Annotated in this window: 23 protein-coding genes and 1 riboswitch; of the genes, 18 read left to right on the top strand and 5 right to left on the bottom strand. The window is 72.6% G+C overall.

What is annotated here, in order from left to right; genetic code table 11:
- Positions 1-30 precede the first annotated feature (30 nt).
- Positions 31-1,737 carry a flavin monoamine oxidase family protein gene (locus tag ABD299_RS00280; RefSeq protein ID WP_344257778.1) on the top strand — a complete coding sequence of 569 codons (1,707 nt, stop codon included), beginning with the start codon at positions 31-33 and terminating at the stop codon, positions 1,735-1,737.
- A gap of 125 nt (positions 1,738-1,862) precedes the next feature.
- Here the strand turns inward: ABD299_RS00280 and ABD299_RS00275 are convergent, their stop codons facing one another.
- Positions 1,863-2,270 (bottom strand): hypothetical protein, encoded by a 408-nt coding sequence (locus tag ABD299_RS00275; protein WP_344257776.1) that lies wholly within the window; start codon positions 2,268-2,270, stop codon positions 1,863-1,865.
- A 220-nt stretch (positions 2,271-2,490) separates the two neighbouring features.
- On the opposite strand from ABD299_RS00275, the gene ABD299_RS00270 reads away from it, so the two are divergent.
- Positions 2,491-3,651: a MalY/PatB family protein gene (locus ABD299_RS00270; RefSeq protein WP_344257775.1), complete on the top strand. Its 1,161-nt coding sequence runs from the start codon at positions 2,491-2,493 to the stop codon at positions 3,649-3,651.
- On the opposite strand, the gene ABD299_RS00265 is transcribed toward ABD299_RS00270, so the two are convergent.
- Positions 3,601-4,854, bottom strand: coding sequence for an MFS transporter (locus tag ABD299_RS00265; protein WP_344257772.1), 1,254 nt, complete (start codon positions 4,852-4,854; stop codon positions 3,601-3,603). The genes ABD299_RS00270 and ABD299_RS00265 overlap by 51 nt on opposite strands.
- A 111-nt stretch (positions 4,855-4,965) precedes the next feature.
- Between ABD299_RS00265 and ABD299_RS00260 the strand changes: the two genes are divergently transcribed.
- The 9 genes from ABD299_RS00260 to ABD299_RS00220 all read left to right on the top strand — a co-directional run bounded on the left by ABD299_RS00260 (position 4,966) and on the right by ABD299_RS00220 (position 12,530).
- A complete protein-coding gene (locus ABD299_RS00260; RefSeq protein ID WP_344257771.1) occupies positions 4,966-6,165 on the top strand; it encodes an ROK family transcriptional regulator in 1,200 nt (399 codons plus the stop codon).
- A gap of 70 nt (positions 6,166-6,235) precedes the next feature.
- Positions 6,236-6,366, top strand: a riboswitch (FMN riboswitch).
- A 184-nt stretch (positions 6,367-6,550) separates the two neighbouring features.
- On the top strand, positions 6,551-7,639 hold the full coding sequence (gene ribD, locus ABD299_RS00255; protein ID WP_344257935.1) for a bifunctional diaminohydroxyphosphoribosylaminopyrimidine deaminase/5-amino-6-(5-phosphoribosylamino)uracil reductase RibD: 1,089 nt from the start codon (positions 6,551-6,553) through the stop codon (positions 7,637-7,639).
- Positions 7,640-7,642: 3 nt separating this feature from the next.
- Positions 7,643-8,269, top strand: a complete 627-nt coding sequence (locus ABD299_RS00250; protein ID WP_344257770.1) for a riboflavin synthase — start codon at positions 7,643-7,645, stop codon at positions 8,267-8,269.
- Positions 8,266-8,922: a nicotinamide mononucleotide transporter family protein gene (locus ABD299_RS00245; RefSeq protein WP_344257768.1), complete on the top strand. Its 657-nt coding sequence runs from the start codon at positions 8,266-8,268 to the stop codon at positions 8,920-8,922. The genes ABD299_RS00250 and ABD299_RS00245 overlap by 4 nt, the downstream gene beginning before the upstream one ends.
- Positions 8,919-10,235 carry a bifunctional 3,4-dihydroxy-2-butanone-4-phosphate synthase/GTP cyclohydrolase II gene (locus tag ABD299_RS00240; protein WP_344257766.1) on the top strand — a complete coding sequence of 439 codons (1,317 nt, stop codon included), beginning with the start codon at positions 8,919-8,921 and terminating at the stop codon, positions 10,233-10,235. The genes ABD299_RS00245 and ABD299_RS00240 overlap by 4 nt, the downstream gene beginning before the upstream one ends.
- 40 nt (positions 10,236-10,275) lie before the next feature.
- The gene (ribH, locus tag ABD299_RS00235) at positions 10,276-10,788 is read left to right on the top strand and encodes a 6,7-dimethyl-8-ribityllumazine synthase (protein ID WP_344257764.1); all 513 of its coding nucleotides are present in this window, start codon (positions 10,276-10,278) and stop codon (positions 10,786-10,788) included.
- Positions 10,789-10,795: 7 nt separating this feature from the next.
- A complete protein-coding gene (locus tag ABD299_RS00230) occupies positions 10,796-11,068 on the top strand; it encodes a phosphoribosyl-ATP diphosphatase (protein WP_344257762.1) in 273 nt (90 codons plus the stop codon).
- 110 nt (positions 11,069-11,178) lie between these two features.
- Positions 11,179-12,030, top strand: coding sequence for an ATP phosphoribosyltransferase (hisG, locus tag ABD299_RS00225; RefSeq protein ID WP_344257761.1), 852 nt, complete (start codon positions 11,179-11,181; stop codon positions 12,028-12,030).
- Between the two features lie 26 nt (positions 12,031-12,056).
- A complete protein-coding gene (locus tag ABD299_RS00220) occupies positions 12,057-12,530 on the top strand; it encodes a PH domain-containing protein (protein ID WP_344257760.1) in 474 nt (157 codons plus the stop codon).
- A 14-nt stretch (positions 12,531-12,544) separates the two neighbouring features.
- Here ABD299_RS00220 and ABD299_RS00215 read toward each other — a convergent pair whose 3' ends face one another.
- Positions 12,545-14,395 carry an AAA family ATPase gene (locus ABD299_RS00215; RefSeq protein ID WP_344257759.1) on the bottom strand — a complete coding sequence of 617 codons (1,851 nt, stop codon included), beginning with the start codon at positions 14,393-14,395 and terminating at the stop codon, positions 12,545-12,547.
- A gap of 52 nt (positions 14,396-14,447) precedes the next feature.
- Positions 14,448-15,035, bottom strand: a complete 588-nt coding sequence (locus tag ABD299_RS00210; RefSeq protein WP_344257757.1) for a uridine kinase family protein — start codon at positions 15,033-15,035, stop codon at positions 14,448-14,450.
- Positions 15,036-15,150: 115 nt separating this feature from the next.
- On the opposite strand from ABD299_RS00210, the gene ABD299_RS00205 reads away from it, so the two are divergent.
- Together ABD299_RS00205 and ABD299_RS00200 are read left to right on the top strand one after the other, a co-directional pair.
- A complete protein-coding gene (locus ABD299_RS00205; protein ID WP_344257756.1) occupies positions 15,151-16,545 on the top strand; it encodes a peptidase C39 family protein in 1,395 nt (464 codons plus the stop codon).
- Between the two features lie 210 nt (positions 16,546-16,755).
- A complete protein-coding gene (locus tag ABD299_RS00200) occupies positions 16,756-17,940 on the top strand; it encodes an acyl-CoA dehydrogenase family protein (RefSeq protein WP_344257755.1) in 1,185 nt (394 codons plus the stop codon).
- A 20-nt stretch (positions 17,941-17,960) separates the two neighbouring features.
- On the opposite strand, the gene ABD299_RS00195 is transcribed toward ABD299_RS00200, so the two are convergent.
- Positions 17,961-18,335 (bottom strand): hypothetical protein, encoded by a 375-nt coding sequence (locus tag ABD299_RS00195; RefSeq protein WP_344257754.1) that lies wholly within the window; start codon positions 18,333-18,335, stop codon positions 17,961-17,963.
- A gap of 241 nt (positions 18,336-18,576) precedes the next feature.
- On the opposite strand from ABD299_RS00195, the gene ABD299_RS00190 reads away from it, so the two are divergent.
- From ABD299_RS00190 to fxsA, 5 genes are all read left to right on the top strand, one after another.
- Positions 18,577-19,017 carry an Lrp/AsnC family transcriptional regulator gene (locus tag ABD299_RS00190; RefSeq protein WP_344257753.1) on the top strand — a complete coding sequence of 147 codons (441 nt, stop codon included), beginning with the start codon at positions 18,577-18,579 and terminating at the stop codon, positions 19,015-19,017.
- Between the two features lie 45 nt (positions 19,018-19,062).
- Positions 19,063-20,703 carry an amidohydrolase gene (locus tag ABD299_RS00185; protein ID WP_344257751.1) on the top strand — a complete coding sequence of 547 codons (1,641 nt, stop codon included), beginning with the start codon at positions 19,063-19,065 and terminating at the stop codon, positions 20,701-20,703.
- Between the two features lie 465 nt (positions 20,704-21,168).
- A complete protein-coding gene (gene lnt / locus ABD299_RS00180) occupies positions 21,169-22,893 on the top strand; it encodes an apolipoprotein N-acyltransferase (protein ID WP_344257750.1) in 1,725 nt (574 codons plus the stop codon).
- The gene (locus ABD299_RS00175; protein WP_344257747.1) at positions 22,886-23,644 is read left to right on the top strand and encodes a polyprenol monophosphomannose synthase; all 759 of its coding nucleotides are present in this window, start codon (positions 22,886-22,888) and stop codon (positions 23,642-23,644) included. Before lnt ends, ABD299_RS00175 begins: the two co-directional genes overlap by 8 nt.
- 3 nt (positions 23,645-23,647) lie before the next feature.
- A complete protein-coding gene (gene fxsA / locus ABD299_RS00170; protein ID WP_344257746.1) occupies positions 23,648-24,292 on the top strand; it encodes an FxsA family membrane protein in 645 nt (214 codons plus the stop codon).
- Positions 24,293-24,311 lie beyond the last annotated feature (19 nt).

Here is a 24,311-nt window from a genome sequence, read left to right as displayed (position 1 = left end):
CGCACCACCACCTTCCAGGAGAACCGCGCCATGACGTCCACCCTGCCCACCGCCGTGCCCGACGAGCAGCACACCGGGGCCGGGACACAGCCCCCGGTCACCATGTTCGGACCGGACTTCCCCTATGCCTACGACAGTTACCTCGCGCACCCCGCGGGGCTCGGGCAGATCCCGGCGACGGAGCACGGCACCGAGGTTGCCGTCATCGGGGGTGGCCTGTCCGGAATCATCACCGCGTACGAGCTGATGAAGATGGGCCTGAAGCCGGTCGTCCACGAGGCGGACCGGATCGGCGGACGCCTGCGGACCGACACCTTCGAGGGCTGCGACCCTCAGCTGACTGCCGAGATGGGCGCGATGCGCTTTCCCCCGTCCTCGACAGCGCTCCAGCACTACATCGACCTGGTGGGCCTGGAGACCCGGCCGTTCCCCAATCCGCTGGCACCCTGTACCCCGTCCACCGTCGTCGACCTCAAGGGGCAGTCGCACTACGCGCGGACCATGGACGACCTGCCCGAGGTCTACCGCGAGGTCATGGACGCCTGGAACACCTGTCTGGAGGAGGGCGCGGACTTCTCCGCCATGCAGCGTGCCATCCGGGAGCGTGACGTGGCCCGGATCAGGGACATCTGGTCCCGGCTCGTGGAAAAGCTGGACAACCAGACCTTCTACGGATTCCTGTGTGACTCCCCGTCGTTCCGCTCCTTCCGGCACCGTGAGATCTTCGGTCAGGTCGGCTTCGGTACCGGAGGGTGGGACACCGACTTCCCCAACTCCATCCTGGAGATCCTGAGAGTCGTCTACACCGGCGCCGACGACGACCATCGCGGCATTGTGGGCGGCAGCCGGCAGCTGCCCGAACGGCTGTGGGAGCGGTCGCCGGACAAGATGGTGCACTGGCCTCAGGGAACCTCGCTCCGGTCCCTGCACGACGGCGCCCCCCGGCCGGCGGTGACCCGTCTGCACCGGACAGCGGGGGAACGCATCACCGTCACCGACGCCGGGGGTTCCATCCGCACCTACCGGGCGGCCGTCTTCACCGCGCAGTCATGGCTGCTGCTCAGCAAGATCGACTGCGCCGACGCCCTGCTGCCCATCGATCACTGGACGGCGGTGGAGCGCACCCACTACATGGAGTCCTCGAAGCTGTTCGTCCCCGTCGACCGGCCCTTCTGGCTGGACAAGGACGAGCGGACCGGACGTGACGTGATGAGCATGACGCTGACCGACCGGATGACCCGCGGCACCTACCTCCTGGACGACGGCCCCGACCGCCCCGCGGTCATCTGCCTGTCCTACACCTGGTGCGACGACAGCCTGAAGTGGCTCCCTCTCACCCCCGGGGAACGCATGGAGGTGATGCTCAAGTCGCTGGGCGAGATCTATCCCGGCGTCGACATCCGCAAGCACGTGATCGGGGACCCGATCACGGTGTCCTGGGAGAACGAGCCCTGGTTCATGGGCGCTTTCAAGGCGAACCTGCCCGGTCACTACCGCTACCAGCGCAGGCTGTTCACCCACTTCATGCAGGACCGGCTGCCGGCCGGCCGCCGCGGGCTGTTCCTGGCCGGGGACGACATCTCCTGGACGGCCGGATGGGCCGAGGGGGCGGTGCAGACCGCGCTCAACGCCGTGTGGGGCGTCATGCGGCACCTCGGCGGCGCCACCGACCCGGGCAACCCCGGCCCGGGGGATCTCTTCGACGAGATCGCGCCCGTCGAACTGCCCGAGGACTGAACCACGTGCCGTGGGGCCGGCCGGCGCCCGGCCGGGGGGTCAGCGGGTGGCGGCCTGAAGGGCCCGCTGGGCCCGCGCCGTGGCGTCCCCGGCGGGGGTCTCCCCGAAGTCTCCCCGAAGTGTCTTCAGCGCGTAGCGCTCGGTGTCGATCTCCCCGCGGGTCCGCACGCCGAGCGTCGGAAGAGACTGATCGGCGGGCGCCAGCCCTGCACGGCGTGCTGGACGAGGAAGGCGGTCACCACGCCGGGCAGTAGCAGCCAGCGGCGGTGGTGCACACCGGCCAGCACGGTGCCCGTGAGGGCCAGTGCCGCCGCATTGGCCCCCAGGATCCGCTCGATGTCGGATTCCTGCTCCAGCTCGGCGATGCGCTCGGTGACCGCGCCGTCGTCCCCGGAATCCATGAGCTCGGCGCTGTGCCGGACCCGCGCGGCCAGCTGGGCGTCGAGGCCGGCCTGCACCGCGGTCGCGGTGTGCTCCCGGACCCGGTCGGCCCGCTCGGTGAGGTGCAGATCGATCATCTCGGTCTCGGTCACGGCTTGCTCCTTCGTCCCGTCCTTGTCCGCGTGCGAGTACCCGGTCGCCGGCCCGGCACGCCGCACTCGGCATGGCACCACCCGGGGCGGCAGTGTTCTCCCGGACGGTGCGGGAGCCGCGTGCTGCCTCCTGGCCCCGTCGGCCCGGTTGATGTGATCATGGGATTGGTTGCCCGGCCCTTCCTCCCTGCCGGCCGGCGGGGAACGACTGGAGGCGCACATGACGGACCCACTGCCCCCCGACCGCAATCCCCTGCGGCTTCCCCTGGCGGAGCTGCGCCGCCGGACCAGCGTGAAGTGGCGCACCTATCCCGAGGACGTGCTGCCGATGTGGGTGGCGGAGATGGACGTCCTGCCGGCCCCGCCGGTCCGGCGGGCTCTTCACGAGGCCGTCGATCTCGGTGACACCGGTTACCCGGCCGGCACCGGGTACGCCCGGGCACTTGACGCCTTCACGCGGGAGCGCTGGGCCTGGGAAGTGGTGCCGGAGCACACCGCCGTGGTTCCCGACGTCATGCTGGGCATGGTGGAAGTGCTGAAGCTGGTCACCGGTCCCGGTGACGCGGTCGTGATCAGCCCTCCGCTCTACCCGCCCATCCGCCAGTTCGTCGGTCACCTGGGACGCCGGGTACTGCACGCCCCGCTGGATTCGGCCGGCAGGCTGGACCCCGAGGCGATCGAGGAGGCCTTCCGGGACGCCGTCGCCGGTGACCGGCCTGCCGCCTACGTGCTGTGCAGTCCGCACAATCCCACCGGTACCGTGCACACGGCCGAGGAACTGGCCACCGTCGCCCGGCTGGCTTCCCGGTACGGTGTCAGGGTCGTGTCCGACGAGATCCACGCCCCGCTGGTGCTGCCCGGCGCGGTCCACCTGCCCTATCTCTCGCTGCCGGGCACCGAGGACGCCTTCGTGCTCATCTCGGCGTCCAAGGCCTGGAACCTCGCCGGGCTGAAGGCCGCCCTCGTGGTGGCCGGCCCCACGGCCGTCGCCGACCTGGCCCGGATGCCCGAGGAAGTGAGCCACGGCCCCAGCCACCTCGGGGTCATCGCCCACACCGCGGCCTTCCTCGACGGCGGCCCCTGGCTGGACGACCTGCGTGCCGCACTCTCGCAGAACCGCACTCTGCTCTCCTCCCTGCTGGCCACGCACCTGCCGGAGGTCCGCATGCGGCAGGTGGAGGGCGGCTATCTCGCCTGGCTGGACTGCCGCGATCTCGGACTCGGGGACAATCCGGCCAAGACTTTCCTCCACCGGGGACGGGTCGCCCTCAACCCGGGACACACGTTCGGACCGGGCGGTGCGGGGCGTGTCCGGTTCAACTTCGCCGCGTCACCGGACCTGGTCACCGAGGCCGTGCGCCGCATGGCCGCCGCCGTGTGAACCCGCGGCCACGGCCTTGCCCGGCCGGGGGGAGGCTCCGAGCACCCCGGCCGCGAACACCAGCACGGCCGCTGCCGCCGTCACCACCGCGAAGGATGCCCGCAGTGAGGCCACCTCACCGATCAGGCCGATGAGGGTGGGGGCGAGAAGCCCGGTGGTGTACGTGATGGTGGCGACTCCCGCGATCGCCTGGCTGGGGGCCGGCCCGCTGCGCCCCGCGGCCGCGAAGGCCAAGGGCACGACGACCGCGATGCCCACTCCCAGGAGCGCGAAACCGGTGACGCCCACCGCCGGGCCGGGCGCCACGACGACCAGCAGACCGCCGAGGGCGGCAAGCAGTCCGCTGCCCCGGACCGTCCGCACCGGCCCCAGCCGCCGGATCACCGCGTCCCCCGCCAGCCGCGCCGCCGCCATGGTGCAGGCGAAGGCCGTGTAGCTGGCGGCGGCCAGGGTCTCCGAGGCTCCGGTGACGTCCTTCAGGTACACCCCGGACCAGTCCATGCTGGCGCCCTCCGCCAGGATCGCGCACAGCCCCACAGCGCCGATCAGCAGCGCGGAGCGCGGCGGCAGGGTGAACCGCGGCGGAGCCGCCTGGCCGGGTTCCGGGCGGATGTCGAGCAGCCCCCGGCACACCAGGGGAGTGAGAGCGGTCAGCAGGGCCGCGGCGACGGGGAGGTGCAGCCGGGCGTCGACCTGCAGGTGCACGGCTGCCACCCCGGCCGCGGAACCCGCCAGCGCGCCCACGGACCACAGCCCGTGCAGTGAGGACATGACCGACCGTCCGTGCCGGCGTTCGACCTCCACGCCCTGGGCGTTCATGGCGACATCCGACATCCCGGCGGTCGCTCCGAACACGGCGAAGAACACCCACAGTGCCACCGGGCCCGGGGCGAGTGCGGGCAGTGCCAGCGCGGCGCACCACAGGGCCAGCAGGCCCCGCACGGCGGCGAGGGCCCCATAACGGTGGATGATCCGGCTCGCCAGCGGCATCGCCAGCGCAGCTCCGATCGCGGGAAAGGCCAGCGCGATGCCGAGCTGCCCGGTGCTCAGCGACAGATGATCCTGGAGCCACGGGATGCGCGTGGCGAAGCTCCCGGTGACCGAGCCGTGCACGGCGAAGACCGCCCCGACGGCGCGGCGCGCCCGCCGGGTGCGGGCGGCTTCTCCTGAGGCCCGGCCGGTGGCGGGGACGGTCTGCGGCATGGGACGGGCCCTTCCTCGTCGTTTCCGATTGAGGCGTAAACTATCAGGCAGGCTTCCTGATAGTAATCCCGCCGGGCGCACCCGCTCGGGTGTCTGGGAGGATTCCCGGTCATGACCACCGCGCGTACCGCCACCCTGCGCACCACCCGCGCCATCAACGACCGGCTGGCGCTGGACCTCCTTGCCGAACACGGGCCGCTGACCGCGGCCCGCCTGCGGGAGCTGACCGGTCTGTCGCGGCCCAGCGTCTCCGACCTCCTGCGCCGGCTGGGCCGCGACGGACTGGTGACCGTCGTCGGAGAGGCGGGGGAGAACCGCCGCGGCCCGAACGCGCGGGTGTACGGGCTGGTCGCCGACCGTGCCCACGTGGCCGCGTTCGACGTGCGCACCGACAGCGTCGCCTTCGTCCTCGCGGACCTCACCGGACGGACCGTGGGCAGCGCCGGCCTCCCCGTTCCCGGACGCGGCGGCCGACGAGTCGTCACCGCGGTCACCGACCGCCTGGCGCGCGTGATGAAAGAGGCGGCCGTGCCCTCCCTGCACACCACCGTGATGGGGGCGCCGGGATTCGCCGACCCGGCCACCGGGGCACTGCGCCGTGTCGGTCTCCTGCCCGCCTGGCACGGGGAGCTGCTCACCGCGCTGCGCACCCGGCTGGGTGCCCCCGTGATCCTGGAGAACGAGGTGAACCTCGCCGGCCTCGCCGAGCACCGGCTCGGTGCCGTCCGGGACCGGGACACCTTCGTCCTGCTCTGGCTCGGGCACGGGGTCGGTGCCGCAGTGGTTCTCGGCGGAACACTGCGGCGCGGTGCGTCCGGCGGGGCGGGGGAGATCGGCTTCCTTCCGGTGCCCGGCACCGGAGGCCTGCCCTCCGCCGAAGGCTGCGACCAGGGCTTCCACGCCATGGCCGGCAGCGCGGCGGTCTGTGCCCTGGCCCGGGAGAAGGGACTGGCCGCCGACGCGGCCGATGACGCGGCGGCGGCCGAGCGCGTGGTCCGCGAGGCCGCGGAACGAGGTGAGGGGGCGCACGCAGAATTCCTGGAGGTCCTGGCCGGCCGCGTCGCGGTCGCGGCCGCCTCGGTCGTCTGCGTCCTGGATCCGGGGTGTGTGGTCCTGGGCGGAGAAGTCGGCAGGGCCGGCGGTGCACCCCTGGCCGCGCAGGTCGGCAGGCGCCTGGCAGACCTCTCACCGCTGCCCACGGAGGTCCGGGCCGCCACGGTCGACGGCAGCCCCGTCTTGGGCGGAGCCCTGACCACGGCACTGGACACCGCCCGGCAGGATGTCTTCAGCCCGGGCCCGGACACGGTGTGAGTGAATCCACAGGGCCGGTCCGGTAGGAACCCGGAGAGCTCCGTGGCAGACTGTGAGGGCAAGCATGACGTAGCGCACTCCGGGGTCGGTGAAAGTCCGAACCGGCGGTAACAGTCCGCGACCCGGCCGCAGCCAGCGGCCGGTTGACCAGGTGAAATTCCTGGACCGACGGTGAAAGTCCGGATGGGAGGCAGTGCGCGGCGGACCACAGCCGGCCCAACGATGGCCCGGCGCCCCTTCGCGGGCGCCTGCCCCCGCCAGTCCGGAGGCGAGACCTTTCGCCGGCCCGCTCACGTGCCACCTGCCCCGGAGTCCGTGCCCGACGAGGCAGGAGGACCCGGTGGCCCCCGCACCCGCAGCGCCCGCCGCGCGCGAGAGCGACGCGATGCGCCGCGCCATCGCCCTCTCCGCCCGCGGCCTCGGCGCCACCAGCCCCAATCCCGTTGTCGGCTGTGTCGTCCTGGACGCGGCCGGCCGCCCCGTCGGCGAGGGATGGCACAGGAGGGCGGGTGGACCGCACGCCGAGATCCATGCCCTGGCCGAGGCGGGCGACGAGGCCCGCGGCGGTACGGCGATCGTCACCCTCGAACCCTGCGACCACACCGGACGGACCGGCCCGTGCACCCGGGCCCTGGTCGACGCGGGCATTGCCCGCGTCGTCTACGCCGTGCCGGACCCGCACCCGGCCGCGCGGGGCGGCGCCGAGACCCTCGCTGCGGCTGGGATCGACGTGGAGGGCGGACTGCTGCACGCCGAGGCGGCCGAGGTGAACACTGCCTGGCTCACCTCCGTCAGGCTCGGACGCCCCCACGTGACCTGGAAGTACGCCGCGGGACTGGACGGCCGGGTGGCCGCCGCCGATGGCACCAGCCGCTGGATCACCTCCCCCGAATCCCGCGCAGACGTGCACCGGCTACGGGCCGAGGCCGACGCGGTGCTGGTGGGATCCGGCACCGCCCGCGCCGACGACCCGCACCTGGCGGTGCGAGGCGTACCCGGTGCCCCACAGCCGATGCGGGTCGTGGCCGACACCGGCGCGGACGCCGTGCACCCCGGAGCCCGGATCCTCGACAACGCCGCCCCCACTCTCATCGCCGTCGCCGAGGACACCCCGGTCCGGAAGACCGCCCGCCTTCCGGAACACGCCGAGGTCGTCCGGCTGCCCCGGGCGCAGGCCGGCGGCCGCGGACTGCACCTGCCGGCCCTGCTCGCAGCGCTCCACGAACGGGGGGTGCGCGCGCTGCTGCTGGAAGGCGGGCCGACGCTCGCGGGTTCCTTCGCCGCGGCCGGCCTCGTCGACCGCGTCACCGGCTATCTCGCCCCCGCTCTGCTGGGCGAGGGACCCCAGGTCCTTGCCGGTGCGGGATTCACCACCCTCGCGCACGCCCTTCGCCTGTCGCTGACCGACGTCACCCGGATCGGGCCCGACCTGCGCATCACCGCTGTCCCCCTCCCTGCCACCGAGGAGTCCTGACACATGTTCACCGGAATCATCGAAGAGCTGGGCGAGGTCACCGCCGTGGAGGATCTCGGCGACTCCCGCCGTCTCCGGCTGCGCGGGCCCCTGGTCACGCAGGACGCCCGGCACGGCGACTCGATCGCGGTGAACGGCGTGTGCCTGACCGTCGTCGAGAGTGCCGACGGAGAGTTCACCGCCGATGTGATGGCCGAGACCCTGCACCGCTCCGCGCTTGCCGCGCTCCTCCCCGGCTCCCGCGTCAACCTCGAGCGTCCCATGGCCCTCGGCGGACGCCTGGGCGGACACCTCGTCCAGGGGCATGTCGACGGCACCGGCACCATCCTGTCGCGGACGCCCGGTGAACACTGGGAGGTCGTCGCCGTCTCCCTGCCGCCGGCACTGTCCCGCTACGTGGTGGAGAAGGGGTCCGTCACGGTCGACGGGGTGAGTCTCACCGTCGTCGACGCCGCCGCGGATCACTTCACCGTCAGCCTGATCCCCACCACGCTGGCCCTGACCACACTCGGCCGCAAACAGCCGGGGGATCCGGTCAACCTGGAGGTGGACGTGGTGGCCAAGTATGTCGAGCGGATGCTCGCCCACCGGGCCGTGCCCGCCGGCCAGGAGCCGGAGGCCGCACGATGAGCTTCCTCGGACAGCTCAACGAGACCGCGTTCACCGCCTTCGGCCAGCAGGTCATCTGGTCGGACATGGTGGGCAACCTGCTGGGCCTTGCCGCCCTCGCGCTGGGCTGGCGCCGCTCGCTGTGGACCTGGCCGGTCCAGCTCGCCTCCGGGACGGTTCTGGTGGCGGCCTACGCCTCCGCGCAGCTGGGCGGGGGAGTGGGCAAGCAACTGCTGGTCATCACCGTCGCCCTGTGGGGCTGGCGGCAGTGGCACAGCGGCCGGCAGGACACTGCCGACGGCCAGATCGCCGTACGGTTCGCCACCTGGCGCGAACGAGGCCTCCTGCTGGCCGGCGCCGTGCTGGGCACGCTGGCCGTCGGATCCCTCTTCACCCTCTACCCGCAGCTGTCCTGGAACCCCTGGCCGGACGCCTACATCTTCGTCGGCACCCTGGTGGCCATGGTCGCCCAGGCCCGGGGACTGGTGGAGTTCTGGTTCGCCTGGCTGCTGGTCGACCTGGTCGGCGTCCCGCTGGCCTTCAGCAGTGGCCTGGCCTTCTCCGGTCTGGTCTACATCATCTACTTCGTCCTCGTCCTGTGGGGTCTGCGCGCCTGGTGGCTGCGCACCCGCGCCACCGCGGACCGTCGCGCCCCCGAAGGAGCAGCAGCATGACCACGGCGCAGCACCCTCCCGTTCTCACCCCCGCCCCCGGCGGCCCGCCGCCGGAGTACACCCTCGACCCGGTCGAGCGCGCCGTCGCCGACATCGCCGCCGGACGCCCGGTGGTCGTGGTCGACGACGCGGACCGGGAGAACGAGGGGGACCTGATCGCCGCCGCCGAACTCATCACCCCCGAGACCGTCGCCTTCATGATGAGCGAGTGCCGGGGCCTGATCTGCGTGCCGATGGAGGCAGCCGACCTGGACCGCCTGAGCCTGCCGCAGATGGTCCAGGACAACACCGATGCCATGGGCACTGCCTTCACCGTCTCCGTCGACGCCACCGCCCGCCACGGCGTCGGCACCGGAATCTCCGCCGCCGACCGTGCCACCACCATCCGGCTGCTGGCCGATCCCGCCTCCGCCGCCTCCGACTTCGGCCGCCCCGGCCATGTCTTCCCGCTGCGCGCCCGCGCCGGTGGTGTCCTGACCAGGAACGGCCACACCGAGGCGGGCGTCGACCTGGCCCGGCTGGCCGGCCTGCGGCCCGCGGCCGCCATCGTCGAGATCGCGGGCGAGGACGGCACCATGCTGCGCCTGCCGGAACTCGTTCCGTTCGCCCGCAAGCACGGCCTGGCGATCATCTCGATCGAGGACCTCATCGCCTACCGCAGCACCGCCGCGCCGTCGGCACGGCCCGCCGTGCGCCGCGAGGCGGCCACCGCACTGCCCACAGTCCACGGCGACTTCCGTGCCTACGGTTACCGTTCCACGGCGGACGGCGTGGAGCACATCGCGCTGGTGACCGGAGACATCGGTGACGGCCGGGACGTCCTGGTGCGCGTGCACTCCGAATGCCTGACCGGGGATGTCTTCGGCTCACGGCGCTGCGACTGCGGGAACCAGCTGGAGACCTCGCTGCGGCGCATCAGCGAAGCCGGCCGCGGAGTGGTGGTCTACCTGCGCGGTCATGAGGGGCGCGGCATCGGACTGCTGTCCAAGCTGCGCGCCTACGAACTCCAGGAACGCGGCCGGGACACCCTGGACGCCAACCTCGAGCTCGGGCTGCCCGCCGACGCCCGCGACTACGCGGCGGCCGCACAGATTCTGTCCGATCTCGAGGTGAGGTCCGTGCGGCTGATGACGAACAACCCCGACAAGACCGCAGCCCTGTCCGCTCACGGCCTGCTCGTCACCGGTCGTGAGCCGATGCCGGTGCGGGCCGGAGAGCACAACCTGCGGTACCTGCGCACCAAGCGGGACCGGATGGGCCACGACCTTCCGTGGCTGGACGCCGGGCAGGCCCGTGCGGGCGCCGTCCGGTGACAGTGAACGATCCGTACCAGCGAACCCTGAGGAGCAGCACGTGAGTGGCAAGGGCGCCCCCGAAATGGCGGTCGGTGACTGCGGTGACCTGCGCGTCGCCGTGATCGCCGCCCAGTGGCACGAGACGGTCATGGAGGGGCTGATCAAGGGGGCGCTGCGGGCCCTCCACGAGCTCGGCATCGACGAGCCCACCCTGCTGCGGGTGCCCGGCAGCTTCGAACTGCCGGTCGTTGCCAAGGTGCTGGCAGACCGGGGTTACGACGCCGTGGTCGCACTCGGAGTGGTGATCCGCGGCGGCACACCGCATTTCGACTACGTCTGCCAGGGCGTCACCCAGGGGCTCACCCAGGTCGGCGTCGACACCGGAGTGCCCATCGGCTTCGGCGTACTGACCTGCGACACCGAGGAGCAGGCCCTGGACCGGGCAGGCCTGCCCGGATCCCACGAGGACAAGGGGCACGAAGCGGTCACCGCGGCCGTGGCCACCGCCGCGACACTGCGCACCGTGTCGGAGCCCTGGCGCAGGCCCACCCGCTCCGGCGGCGTAGGCTGAGACCACCATGGCCAACAAGACATTCGAGGAGCTCTTCGACGAGCTCCGGCACAAGGCCGCCGAGGGCGACCCGAGTACCTCCCGCACGGCAGAGCTCGTGGCGTCCGGCGTTCATACCATCGGCAAGAAGGTCGTCGAGGAGGCGGCCGAGGTGTGGATGGCGGCCGAGCACGAGGGCGCCGACCGCACCGCCGAGGAGATCTCGCAGCTCCTGTACCACCTTCAGGTGATGATGGTCGCCCGCGGTATCTCGCTCGACGACGTATACGCTCACCTCTGAGCGCCTCCGCAAGGATTCCCACGCCGCCGGCCCGGCCGTGCCCGTCCGGCCGACCGGGCCCCCGCACGCCCCCGGACCATCCCGACCTCCCGACACGAAGGAAGCCGTCCATGCTGCGCATCGCCGTCCCCAACAAGGGTTCACTGTCCGAGCCTGCGTCGGCGATGCTCCATGAGGCGGGCTACCGGCAGCGCAAGGACAGCCGCGAACTGGTCCTCGTGGACTCCGGCAATCAGGTGGAGTTCTTCTTCCTGAGGCCCCGGGACATCGCCGTGTACGTCGGCTCGGGGAAGCTGGACATCGGCATCACCGGCCGGGACCTCCTCCAGGACTCCGGAGCCGATGCCGAGGAGATCCTCCAGCTGGGCTTCGCCGCGTCCACCCTGCGGTACGCCACCCGGCCCGGCACCGTGCGGGATGTCTCCCAGTTCGGCGGCCTGACCGTGGCCACCTCCTTCTCCGGAGTGGTCACCCGCCACCTGGCCGAACACGGCGTGAACGCCTCCGTCGTCCACCTGGACGGGGCCGTCGAGACCGCGATCCAGCTCGGCGTCGCCGAGGTCATCGCGGATGTCGTGGAGACCGGCACCACGCTCCGCAACGCCGGGCTGGAGATCATCGGTGAACCGGTGCTCAGCTCCGAGGCGGTCGTCATCCGCCGGACCGGGCGCCCCACCGAGGACGAGCCCAAGGTCCAGCAGTTCCTGCGCCGCATGCAGGGCGTCCTGGTCGCCCGCCGCTACGTGATGATGGACTACGACATCCGCGCCGAACTGGTCGAGAAGGCGGTCGCGCTGACTCCCGGCCTGGAGTCGCCCACCGTCTCCCCGCTGCACGACCAGGGCTGGGTCGCGGTCCGTTCCATGGTCCCCACCCAGGATGCCCAGCGGATCATGGACGACCTGTACGACCTCGGTGCCCGGGCCATCCTGACCACGGGCATCCACGCCTGCCGCCTGTGACCCGCCCGAGTGAGACGGAACCCGTTGTGCCCGCCACCGAAGCACCCCTGCCCGCCCTTCCCCGCACTTTCCGCCCGTTGCGCACCCGGGTGGTGCTGCACACCTCCGGAGCCGTGGTCTTCGGGGTCCTGACGCTGATCGCCTTCCTCCTCCCGGCCGGCGGGGCGATGAGCTGGGGACCGGGCGACCGGGCGGCCATCAGCGCCAGCGGACTCCTGGCATGGGCGGTGCTTGCCCTGCTCAGCCGGCCGAAGGCAGTGGCCGACCCCGGAGGGGTCACGGTGGTCAACCTGACCACCCGCCGCCGGCTGGCCTGGGCCGAGATCATCCGCGTCAACCTGAGGCCCGGCGACCCCTGGGCGTCCCTCGACCTGGCCGACGGCACCACGCTCGCCGTCATGGGCATCCAGCCCGGCATCGCACGGGGTCAGGCGATGGCCGACGCCCGCGCCCTGCGGGACCTGGTCGACCACCACGGCGCCGGGGCCTCCGGCAGCTGACCGCCGCCCCCGGGCTACCCCGGCGGGGGGATTCCCTGGTCCCCCGCCCGGCCCATCCCCCGTCCGGCCATCACCTCTCCGTACGCCTGCATCAGGTCGGGCAGCCGCAGCGTGGCCAGTTCCTGCCGGGTGGGCGTCTGCGCCCCCTGGGAGAGCCGCACGTCCCGGAACGCACAGCTCGTCTCGTACAGCGTGCGCAGGAACCGGCCGTTGCCCAGCTCGTCGATCCAGCCCTCCGCCACCACGTGCTCGCTGATGCTGTGCAACTCCTCCAGCGCCTCGCCGTCCCAGCTGTCCCCCTGGTCCTCCGCGAGCAGCCGTCCGATGGCCGCCAGCTCCTCAGGCCGGTAACTGGGGAAGTCGACCCGGGCCGAGAACCGGGACGCCAGCCCGGGACTCGACGCCAGCAGCCGGTCCATCCCCTCCGGATACCCCGCCAGGATCACCACCAGGTGGTCCCGGCTGTCTTCCGCCCGCTTCAGCAGCACCTGCAGCGCCTCGTCACCGTAGGCGTCGCCCTTGCTGTAACCGGAGTGCACCAGACTGTACGCCTCGTCGATGAACAGCACCCCGCCCAGCGCCGAGTCGATCAGACGGTTCGCCTTGACCGCCGTCTGCCCCAGGAACTCGCCCACCAGATCGGCCCGCTGCGCCTCCACCAACCGGTCGTGACTGAGCACGCCCAGCGCCTGGAAGACCCGGCCCAGGATCCGCGCCACCGTCGTCTTGCCGGTGCCCGGCGGCCCGGAGAACACGAAGTGCCGCTTGGGCGGCTGCACCGGAAGCCCTTGGCCGGACCGCAGGCGGCCCATCCGGAGCTGGGCCGACAATGCCCTGACCTGTTCCTTCACCGGCTCCAGGCCGACCATCCGGTCCAGCTCCGCCAGCGTGCGGGCCAGCAGCGCGCTGTCGGGCGTCCGCACCGCTTCCGCCCCCGTCAGGGGCACCGCGCCGAACGGCGCCGACCCGTACGGTCCGGTGGCGGACGCCGGTGCGGCCCGCCCGTCCCGGCCCCCGGTGCCCGGCGGGCTCCCGCCGGGCACCGGCAGCGCCGCCTCCGCCGCCGCGGAGAGTACCGGGGGAGCGGCCTCGCCGTCCTCCGCCGTCAGTGCGTCCAGCCGCGCGGCGGTGTCCATGAAGCCGGCGTCGGCCTGGTGCACGGCCCGGTACAGCGCGAGCGCAGCGGCTCCCCGTCCGCGCCCCTCCCGCGCCCGTGCCAGCCAGTAGCGCAGTTCCTTGCGCTGCGGCTGCTCGCTGCGGCACCGCATCAAGGCCGCCGCAAGCAGCGGCTCCGCCTGCTCGAACATCTCCATCCGGACCCGGGCCATCCCGGCGAACAGTCCCGCCTCCACGCCCAGCTGGGGGTCGTCCAGCAAGGTGGAGGTCAGCCGGAACAGACCCTCCCAGTCCTTGGCCAGATAGGCACGGCAGGCGTGCAGGAACCGGGCGAAGGGATCCTCCGCGGGAGCCGGGCACCGGTCCAGTGCCCGGTCCAGTTCCGCCAGCCGCCGGCCGTCCAGCAGATGCGAGGCGTAGGCCAGGTGCAGGTCCCGGCCGGTCTCCAGGACCGGCTGCACCCACCAGCCCAGCCAGTACCAGGAACTCAGCGGACGGCCGTGCCGGGCCCGCTGCTCCCCGAACCGCTCACGGTTCTCGTACATCCGCAGTAAGGCTGTCCCCGCGTCCGAGCGCAGTGCGTGCAGCCCCAGCCAGGCGTCCGCCATTCCCGGGTCCGCGCGCACCGCCTCGCGGAACTCCTCCTCCGCTTCCGTGCAAGCGGCCGCGGCATAGGCGTCCACCCCCCGGAGCCAGGCGAGTTCGGCCGCGGTGCGCTGTTGGTCGAGGCCCTGTGCGCCAGAAGTCATGCTGCACCCCCACAACGGGTTCCTGCGCCTGCCTGCCCCGCCCACAGGACTGTTACACGCACTCGCGGTAGCCCGCACCTGTCGGCCTCAACAGGATATCCGCCTCCGGGCGCGAAGGATCACCGGCGAAGTGCCGCCGTTCGGCCTCCTGCCAGCGGCGCCAGAAAGCGGACAGCTCGGGCCCGTCCCTGCGCCGCCCCCGCTCCCACGCCTCCTCCCGGGGCACGTCCACCCAGATCAACAGGGCGAGATACCGGCGTACCGCGCGCCGCCCGGCCCCGACCCCTTCCACGAGCACCACCGGCGCGGGCTCCAGCACCTCGGTGGTGCCGAACATCCCCCGGTGCCAGTCGTACACCTCGTACACCGCCCGCTCGCCCCTTCCCAGCGGCCGCAGAACCTGCTCGCTCAGCCGCCCGGTCCAGCCGAAGAGCGCGTCGTGGCTCGCGAGATCGTCGAGGTGTACGACCGGTGCGTTGCCGAGCTCAGCGGCCAGCACCCGGGCCAGGGTGCTCTTGCCCGACCCGGCATGCCCGTCGACCCCCACCAGCCGCACCGGCCCGCACGAGGGCCGCAGGGAACGCAGCCGCGACGGCAGCCCGCCGGGCAGGCGGTACCGGTGATCGGCGGCTGGGCTCACCCGCTCACCCTACGGACCACTGCGCCGACCGGCGGAAGCCGGTGCTTCCTGCCGCGCGCCGCCCGCGCATTGCCGGGACTCCGCCCGGGAATGGTCATAGTGGACGTGCTCCTCCGTGCCGCGCCGACCCCGGGAGACCACCGCCGTGCCCCTGCCGCCCGCCCCGCGCCGCACCGTCCTGGCCACCGCTCTCGCGGCCCTCGCCACCGCGTTCGGGCCGGCCGCCTCGGGCACCGTCCGGCCTCCGGGACCGGGTGACCCGTCCTCCGAGGGGCGGGCGGCCACCACCGTCGGGCATCACGCCTGGGCCTCGGCAGCCGACTGGCGCGCGGGCACCGGCAACGGCACCGCGCCCGGACGCCGGTCCGGCCTCGTCATGGAGCGTGCAGCCGGAAGGGTGCCCTACCACGATCCCCACAGCGGGCGGACCGGCAACTGGGAGTACGCCACCTGGTTGTCGCCGCTGCACCGCTCCGCCGTCCCGGCGGGGGAGCTCATCGCCTACTGGAACGCGACGACCCCGGCCGGTACCTGGCTGCGGACCGAAGTGCAGGGCACCTACACCGACGGCACCCTCACCCCCTGGTACACCATGGGCATCTGGGCCTCCGGGGACGGGGACGTCCTGCGCACCTCCGTCGACGGCCAGCAGGACGGCACCAGCAGCGTCCGGACCGACACCGTCGCAGTCGGGGAGGACACCCCGCTGCGCCTGGCCGCCTTCCGAATGAGACTGACGCTGTACCGGGCACCGGGCAGCAGGGCCACTCCCGTGGTGAGGCGGCTGGGCGTGACGACATCCGACCTGCCGGCCCGCTTCGAGGTCCCCGCGACGGCGCCAGGCGAGGCGGCCGACCGTGAACTGACGGTCCCCGCCTACTCGCAGAACGTCCACACCGGCCGCTACCCGCAGTACGACAATGGTGGCGAAGCCTGGTGCAGCCCGGCGTCCTCCCAGATGGTCGTCGAGTACTGGGGGCACCGTCCCACCGCCGCCGACCTCGCCTGGGTCGACCCCTCCTACGACGACCCGCAGGTCTGCCACGCGGCCCGGGCCACCTATGACCACCAGTACGAGGGATGCGGCAACTGGCCGTTCAACGCCGCCTACGCTGCCTCCCACCCGGGCCTGCAGGCTGTCGTGACCAGGCTGGACAGCCTCACAGCAGCCGAACGTCTCGTCGCTGCCGGCATTCCGGTCATCACCTCGCAGTCCTTCCACGAGAAGGAGCTGACCGGAGCCGGTTACGGGACCGCCGGACACCTGATGACCGTCACCGGATTCACCGCCTTGGGTGACGTGATCGTCAACGACCCGGCCGGCCGGAACAACCGCGACGTACGCCGGATCTACAACCGCCGCGAGTTCGAGAACGTCTGGCTCCGCACCCGACGCAAGGATGCCGAGGGCCGCACCAGGAGCGCGTCGGGTGGAGTGTGCTACCTGTACTGGCCCTCCAGAGCCACCCCGGCCCAGCTGGCCGCCCTGTCCGCCGCGGGAGTCCGCTGACCCCGGCCGCCCGGATGCACCGGACCGTGCCCTCGGTCATCCTGATCCGGGAGGGCGGGTGCGCCGGTGACGGCGCACGGACCATCAGGCATACTCCAATCCGCCGGAACCGCTGATCACCGGCCGTNGGCCGTGGCCCGGCGAATTCACCGGCAGCGTCGCCGTACCCGGGGCGTCGGCTGCCGCAGCGCCTGACAGGGAGGAACTGCGATGACCCCCGCCGACGGCCCCCGGCCCGTGGAGCGACGCCTGCCCACCGAGGAAGCCCGTGATCTCATGGCTCTGGTCCGCGAGATCGCCGAGCGCGAGATCCGGCCGTCGGCGGCCGAGGAGGAGGAAGCGGGCACCTTCCCCCGTGCCACCTTCGAGCGGCTCTCCGCGGCCGGGCTGCTCTCCCTGCCCTACCCCGAGGAGCACGGGGGCGGAGCCCAGCCCTACGAGGTGTACCTGCAGGTCCTCGAAGAGCTCGCGGCCGCACGGCTGACCGTGGGGCTCGGCGTCAGCGTCCACACCCTCGCCTGCCACGCCCTGGCGGCCTTCGGAAGCAAGGAGCAGCGGGCCGAGTACCTGCCCGCCATGCTCGGCGGCGGAACCCTCGGCGCGTACTGCCTGTCCGAACCCACCTCCGGCTCGGATGCCGCCGGCCTGCGCACCCGCGCGGTACAAGATGGGGACACCTGGGTGCTGGAGGGCACCAAGGCGTGGATCACCCATGGAGGCATCGCCGACTTCTGCACGGTCCTGGCCCGGACCGGCCCGGACGGCTCGCGCGGCATCACCGCCTTCCTGGTTCCCGGTGACGCCTCCGGTCTCACCGCCGCGCCGCCCGAGCGCAAGATGGGCATGGCCGGGTCGCCCACCGCGCAGCTGCATTTCGACGGTGTGCGGGTGGACGACGCACGCCGCATCGGAGAGGAAGGGCAAGGGTTCGGCATCGCCCTGGCCGCTCTGGACTCCGGCCGGCTGGGCATCGCCGCCTGCGCCGTCGGGGTGGCTCAGGCCGCCCTGGACGAAGCACTGGCATTCACCGCGGGCCGCCGGCAGTTCGGCCGGCGCATCGCGGATTTCCAGGGACTGCGGTTCATGCTGGCCGACATGGCCACCCAGATCGAGGCCGGACGCGCGCTCTACCTGGCCGCGGCCCGGCTGCGTGACGCCGGGCAGGACTTCACCCGGCAGGCTGCGATGGCGAAGCTCTTCTGCACCGATGCGGCGATGCGCGTGACGACCGATGCGGTCCAGCTCCTCGGCGGGTACGGCTACACCACGGACTTCCCCGCCGAGCGCTACATGCGTGAGGCGAAGGTTCTCCAGATCGTCGAGGGAACCAACCAGATCCAGCGCATGGTCATCGCCCGGTATCTCGCCGGGCCACCGGCCGGCCGGATGTCCTGACAGTCCCGGGGCTGGTACGGTCAGGCCGCCTGCCGCAGCCGGATCGGCCGTGCCCCGGCCCCGCCCACGTGGGAGAACGGCTGCAGCCGCCAGTCCAGGGTCTCCGGCAGCGCCACCAGGGGGATCGTCTCCAGGGACTCCTGTGTCACGTGCGGGACCAGCCCGCCGTCGGCGGCGACGGTGCGGCCGGAGCCGGGACAGACGGTCAGCCCGAACGGATCCCAGCGGGTCGGGCACAGCGCATGCTGCGGCAGGGCGTCGTCCGCCGTCGCGAGAGCGATCGACTGGGCGCACTCCGGGCACGTCACCCGGACCTCCCCGGCGAACAGGATGTCCGGCTCCTCCTCCGGAAAAGCGGAGCCGACGTGGAAATCTTCGGTCTGGTTCTGCTTCATGGTGCGCATGGCATCCCCCTAGGACGGCGCGATGGCCTTGGCCACAGCAAGCATTTCCCTCCGGAACCGTTCAGTAATCGCAGCGCACCACCGCGCACGGGCGCACGCCTGTGGCATTCGTCACAGCGGGCGGGCACGTTCCCGCCGCACCGCGCCCCCGCGGGTGCCGGCCGGCCCCGCCACACCCGGCCGGGACGGCTCGGCGCGCCACCGGTGGCGACCGCGCGGTAAGTTGCTGCCCGTGGAGGAACTGGATCGGCGCATTGTGGAGTTGCTCGTCAGGGACGGGCGGATGAGCTACACCGACCTGGGCAAGGCCACCGGCCTGTCCACCTCGGCCGTGCACCAGCGGGTGCGCCGCCTGGAACAGCGCGGCGTCATCCGGGGCTATGCCGCGGTCGTGGACCCCGAGCACGTCGGGCTTCCGCTGACGGCCTTCATCTCTGTCAAGCCCTTCGATCCCAGCGCCCCCGACGACATCGCCGACCGCCTCGCCGACGTGCCGGAGATCGAGGCCTGTCACAGCGTGGCCGGTGACGAGAACTACATTCTGAAGGTCCGGGTGGCCACCCCCCTCGAACTGGAGCACCTGCTCGCCCGCATCAGGACCCTCGCCGGCGTGTCCACCCGGACCACCGTCGTGCTCTCCACCCCCTACGAGGCCCGGCCCCCGAGCATCTGACCCCCGGTCGCCGCTCCGCTCCGCGTGAGCGGGAGACTGGACACCATGACCGACAGCACCCCAGGCCACGGCACCGGCCGCACCGTCCTGCTGCGCCGCGGTGAGATCCACAGCCCGGCCGACCCGTTCGCCACGGCCATGGTCACCGAAGGGGGCCGCATCGCCTGGATCGGCTCCGAGGGCGCGGCCGACTCCCTCGCCGCGAACGCGGACGAGACCGTCGACCTGGACGGCGCGCTCGTCACCCCCGCCTTCACCGACGCACACGTGCACACCACGGCCACCGGGCTGGCCCTCACCGGGCTCGACCTCACCGGGGCCGGCTCCCTTGCGGAGGCCCTGGCCCTGGTCGAGGCCCACGCGAAGGCTGCCCCGGCAGGACTGACGCTCCTGGGACACGGCTGGGACAGCAGCCGCTGGCCCGAACAGCGCCCGCCCGCCCGCGCCGAACTCGACCGGGCGGCCGGCCACCGGCCGCTCTACCTCTCCCGCGTCGATGTGCACTCCGCACTGGCCACCACCGCGCTGCTCGAACTCGTTCCCGGCGTCACCGCACGAACCGGCTACCATCCGGACGCACCGCTCACCGACGATGCCCACCACGCGGTGCGCAAGGCCGCCTACGCAACCGTCAGTCCTGCCCAGCGGACCGGTGCCCAGCGGGCGGCCCTGCGGCACGCAGCAGCCCTGGGCATCGGTTCCGTTCACGAATGCGCGGGCCCGGACATCTCGGGTGAGGATGATTTCGCCTCCCTTCTGAGGCTGGCGGCCGAGGAGAACCTGCCGCGGGTCTTCGGCTACTGGGCCGAGCACTGCACCACAGTCCGTGACACCGGGCGAATCCGTGAACTGGGCGCCATCGGGGCGGCCGGGGATCTCTTCGCCGACGGCTCGCTCGGCTCCCACACCGCTCACCTGCACACTCCCTACGCGGATACCGGCCACACCGGAACCGCCCATCTGGACGCCGGGGACATCGCCGCACACGTCACGGCCTGCACCGAAGCCGGCCTGCAGGCCGGCTTCCACGCCATCGGCGACGCCGCGATCACGGCTGTGACCGAAGGCGTCCGTGCCGCCGCCGACAAACTGGGCCTGCACCGGGTGCGAGCGCTCCGGCACCGCGTCGAACACGCCGAAATGCTCACCGACGGCACCATCGCCGCCTTCGCGGACCTCGCGCTGACCGCCTCCGTGCAGCCCGCCTTCGACGCCGCCTGGGGAGGCACCGAGGGCATGTACGCCCGGCGGCTGGGCAAAGACCGGGCCCGCACCCTCAATCCCTACGCCGCGCTGCTGCGTGCCGGCGTCCCGATCGCCTTCGGCTCCGACGCTCCGGTGACCCCCCTCGACCCCTGGGGGACGCTGCGCGCCGCCGCCTTCCACCGCACCGCCGAACACCGCATCTCCGTCCGGGCGGCCTTCACCGCCCACACCCGGGGTGGCTGGCGTGCCCTGGGACGCGACGACGCGGGAGTCCTGGCCCCGGGCGCACCGGCCGACTACGCCGTCTGGAAGGCCGGGGACCTGCTGGTGCAGACACCGGACACCCGGATCGCCCGCTGGTCCACCGACCCGCGCTCCGCCACCCCCGGCCTGCCCGACCTCACTCCCGGCACCGGCCTGCCCCAGTGCCTGCGCACCGTCGTGGCCGGGCGTACGGTCCACGACCGGCTGAACGAGTGATCATGTGCGGCCCCGGTACCTCCGAAAGAGGAACGGGTCCGCCGCGGGCAGAACCGCCAGGTCGCCACTGACCAGCACTTCTCACGCGAAACCGCAGGTGGGGGCGATGTTGAACGGGGAGGTCACCGACCGGTAGGTTCGGCACCGTCCACCACAGGACGTCCGGCCGGTGCGCTCTTCCGCACAGTCGTCGAACGCTGCTGGGCCAGAAGGCGGGGCCGGAAGGCGTCCCGCCGCTGGGAGCCAGGTCCAGCGCCCGCGGCACGGGGGCGGAGATTCCCGCCCGGCCGGCAGGTGCGACCCGGTCGGGGCCCGGAGGCTCAGTAGACAACGGCTTTCGGTCGACCCGCAGCCAGCGGGTTCCAGGTCGGCCCGAAGGGCACCGGGCCCCGATCCGCCTCCGCCGTACCTCCTGTCCCGGGGTACCGTCACACCAGAACGTCCCCCGCCAGGAAGGCCCTGACCGTGTCATCGGGTCCCGAGACGACCACCGCCGGCCGTGACAGTGTCGTGCGCCCCGCCTTTGCCCGCCCGGACGGCGCGGACTCGCGGGCGACGGCCGACCGCGTGCCGTCCCGCCGGGCCGCGCGGCTGGCCGTCGCCGCCGGTACCCACTGGCCCACGACGGTTCTGGCCGCCCTGGCCGGGCTCGCCCTCGCCGCCGCGTTCCCGCCCTACGCCATCGCCCCGCTGTCCGTCCTCGCGGTGGCCGCCCTCTCGCTGCTGACCCGCGGTCGTTCCGCCCGGTACGGTGCCTGGCTCGGCTTCGCCCTCGGCCTGCCCTTCTTCGTCGTCCTGCTGAAGTGGCTGCATGTCATCGGCTGGGATGCCGTGATCGGTCTGTCGGTGCTGCAGGCCCTGTTCTTCGTTCCGCTGGGCGCCGGCCTGGCGGCCACCTCGCGCCTGCCGCTGTGGCCTCTGTGGGGCGCCTGTCTGTGGGTTGCCCAGGAGTGGGCCCGGGACCGCATCCCATTCGGAGGCTTCCCCTGGGGTCGGCTCGCGTTCGCCAATACCAGCACCGCCTACACCCCGCTGGCCGCCCTCGCCGGCGCGCCGCTCGTCACCTTCGCCGTTGCGCTGACCGGCACCCTGCTGGCCGCTGCCACCCTCGCGCTGCACCGTCTGTACCGGACGGAACGCTCCCGCCGTTCCCTGGCGGCCGCCCGCCCGGCCGCGGCTGCCGCGGTACTGGCCGCCGCCATCACTCTTGCGGGGTATGCGGTCCCGGTACCCACCGCGGCCGACGACACCGTGGCCGTCGCCGTCGTCCAGGGCAACGTCCAGCAGCCGGGCATGGACTTCCTCGGCCGCCCCATGCTCATCCTCAACAACCACGTCGAGGCCACCCTGGAGCTGGCCGACGACGTCCGGGAGGGGCGGGCCGAACAGCCCGACGTCGTCCTGTGGCCCGAGAACGCCTCCGATCTCGATCCCTACCGTCACCGGGAGGCGCGCGCCGCCATCGACCGGGCGGCCCGGGCCATCGGCGCTCCCATCCTCGTCGGAGCCCTGGTCGATCACCCCACCGAGGAGGGGTACGTGGAGAACCAGGGCATCGTCTGGGACCCCGAGAGCGGCCCGGGGGAGTCCTACACCAAGCAGCACCCCGTCCCCTTCGGGGAGTACGTGCCCTTCCGGGAACAGCTCAGCAAGGTCATCACCCGCCTGGAGAGAGTCCCCCGGGACTTCTACCCCGGGGACGCCCCCGGCGTGCTGGACGTCGGCCCTGCCCGGCTGGGCGATGTCATCTGCTTCGAGGTGGCCTACGACGGGATCGTCCGCGATACCGTCCGCTCCGGAGCCCGGGCCCTGGTCATCCAGACCAACAACGCCACCTACGGCCACACCGGCCAGCCCGAACAGCAGCTTGCGATGTCCGAGCTGCGGGCCGTGGAGCACGGCCGGGCCGTGGTCACCGTGGCCACCAGTGGCATCAGTGCCGTTGTGGCGCCCGACGGGACCGTCGTGCAGCGCACCGAGGAGTTCACCCAGGACGTCCTCACCGCCCGGCTCCCACTGCGTGACGGCCGCACTCTGGCGGCCACCGTGGGGGCTGTGCCGGAATGGGCCCTGGCCATCGCCGGACTGCTGGCCTTCGGGACGGCCCACCGGATCACCCGCCGCGGCTCCTCGCGGAGCCTGCCGGGCAGGAAGGAAGGCAACGCCGTGAAGGAGCCGCCGCGTGCCTGAGAGCGGCCATCGGCCACTGGGCCGGATCCTGGTGATCATCCCGACCTACAACGAGGCCGGCAATCTTCCATCCCTGCTGGAACGCCTGCGCACCGCCGTCCCCCAGGCCCATGTCCTCGTCGCGGACGACAACAGCCCCGACGGAACGGGGAAGATCGCCGACGAGATCGCCGCCGCCGATGACCTGATCACCGTCCTGCACCGGCCCGGCAAGGAAGGGCTGGGCGCGGCGTACCTCGCCGGGTTCGAGTGGGGCCTGGCCCGCGGATACGGCGTGCTGGTCGAGATGGACGGTGACGGCTCCCACCAGCCCGAGGAACTTCCCCGCCTGCTCACGGCCCTGCGCGATGCCGATGCCGTCCTCGGTTCCCGGTGGGTGCCGGGCGGGCGCATCGTCAACTGGCCGCGCTACCGCGAACTCCTCTCCCGCGGCGGCAGCACATATTCCCGGCTGCTGCTGGGGCTGCCCGTCCGCGACGTCACCTCGGGGTTCCGGGCGTTCCGCAGCCACGTTCTGGACGACGGACTGCTCGCCGACGTCGCCTCTCAGGGCTACTGTTTCCAGGTCGATCTGGCACACCGTGCCGTGCGGGCAGGGCACCGGGTGGTCGAGGTCCCCATCACCTTCGTCGAGCGGTCCCACGGTGACAGCAAGATGAGCCGGGACATCGTGTTCGAGGCGCTGTGGCGTGTCACTGCCTGGGGTTTGGCGGCCCGCTTCGGCCGGCTGGCCGGCCGCAGGCACACTTGAGTCATGACGACCGGTAACCCGAAACCGCCTCACTCGCGACGTGCCATGGGCTTCGGCATCGCCCCCACAGTGGTGGCAGCAGGCCGGGCCCGTGCCCTGCTGCCCCTGCTGCCGCTGGTTCTGGCTGCCTTCGCCCTGCTCGAGCTCTGGCTGCTGCTGGCCCTGGGACGCGCCGCCGGTGGATTGACCGTCTTCCTCGTCCTGGTGGCCGGCCTGGTGTCCGGGGTGCTGGCCGTCAAGCGGGGCGGGCGCGCTGCCTGGCGCCGGCTGGGCGACGCCGTGCGCTCCGCCCAGGAGGGCCGGAAGGAACCCATGGAGCGCCGGCGTGGTGGCGGCCATGCGCTGACGATCCTCGGCGGTCTCCTGCTCATTCTCCCTGGGCTGGTCTCCGACGCCGTGGGGCTGCTGCTTCTTTTCCCGCCCACCGCGGCGCTGCTGCGCCGCGGTGGGCGGCGTTTCCTCATCGCCCGCAGCGGGCCGCTGGGAGCCGCTTACGAGGAGGCCCGCGCGGCGCACGAACAGATCCGCATCAGGCGCCCGGACGGCAAGGTGGTGCCCGGCGAGGTCGTCGACGAGGAGCGCCCCGGGGGCCGGGGACCGGAGGCAGGGGAGGACGAGGACCCCCGGCCACCCCGGCGCGACAGCTGAGGCAGCCGGCCGTACACAG

The sequence above is a fragment of the Streptomyces sodiiphilus genome, from assembly GCF_039529215.1.
In the GTDB taxonomy this organism is placed as follows: Bacteria; Actinomycetota; Actinomycetes; order Streptomycetales; family Streptomycetaceae; genus Streptomyces; species Streptomyces sodiiphilus.
This window is presented reverse-complemented; position numbering and strand designations above follow the sequence as displayed.

What these genes read in the sequence shown, in the direction of transcription:
- ABD299_RS00280 (WP_344257778.1), top strand. Translation starts at nt 31, where the DNA reads ATGACGTCCACCCTGCCCACCGCCGTGCCCGACGAGCAGCACACCGGG.
- ABD299_RS00270 (WP_344257775.1), top strand. Translation starts at nt 2,491, where the DNA reads ATGACGGACCCACTGCCCCCCGACCGCAATCCCCTGCGGCTTCCCCTG.
- ABD299_RS00265 (WP_344257772.1), bottom strand. Translation starts at nt 4,854, where the DNA reads ATGCCGCAGACCGTCCCCGCCACCGGCCGGGCCTCAGGAGAAGCCGCC.
- ABD299_RS00260 (WP_344257771.1), top strand. Translation starts at nt 4,966, where the DNA reads ATGACCACCGCGCGTACCGCCACCCTGCGCACCACCCGCGCCATCAAC.
- ribD (WP_344257935.1), top strand. Translation starts at nt 6,551, where the DNA reads ATGCGCCGCGCCATCGCCCTCTCCGCCCGCGGCCTCGGCGCCACCAGC.
- ABD299_RS00250 (WP_344257770.1), top strand. Translation starts at nt 7,643, where the DNA reads ATGTTCACCGGAATCATCGAAGAGCTGGGCGAGGTCACCGCCGTGGAG.
- ABD299_RS00245 (WP_344257768.1), top strand. Translation starts at nt 8,266, where the DNA reads ATGAGCTTCCTCGGACAGCTCAACGAGACCGCGTTCACCGCCTTCGGC.
- ABD299_RS00240 (WP_344257766.1), top strand. Translation starts at nt 8,919, where the DNA reads ATGACCACGGCGCAGCACCCTCCCGTTCTCACCCCCGCCCCCGGCGGC.
- ABD299_RS00230 (WP_344257762.1), top strand. Translation starts at nt 10,796, where the DNA reads ATGGCCAACAAGACATTCGAGGAGCTCTTCGACGAGCTCCGGCACAAG.
- hisG (WP_344257761.1), top strand. Translation starts at nt 11,179, where the DNA reads ATGCTGCGCATCGCCGTCCCCAACAAGGGTTCACTGTCCGAGCCTGCG.
- ABD299_RS00215 (WP_344257759.1), bottom strand. Translation starts at nt 14,395, where the DNA reads ATGACTTCTGGCGCACAGGGCCTCGACCAACAGCGCACCGCGGCCGAA.
- ABD299_RS00200 (WP_344257755.1), top strand. Translation starts at nt 16,756, where the DNA reads ATGACCCCCGCCGACGGCCCCCGGCCCGTGGAGCGACGCCTGCCCACC.
- ABD299_RS00195 (WP_344257754.1), bottom strand. Translation starts at nt 18,335, where the DNA reads ATGAAGCAGAACCAGACCGAAGATTTCCACGTCGGCTCCGCTTTTCCG.
- ABD299_RS00185 (WP_344257751.1), top strand. Translation starts at nt 19,063, where the DNA reads ATGACCGACAGCACCCCAGGCCACGGCACCGGCCGCACCGTCCTGCTG.
- fxsA (WP_344257746.1), top strand. Translation starts at nt 23,648, where the DNA reads ATGACGACCGGTAACCCGAAACCGCCTCACTCGCGACGTGCCATGGGC.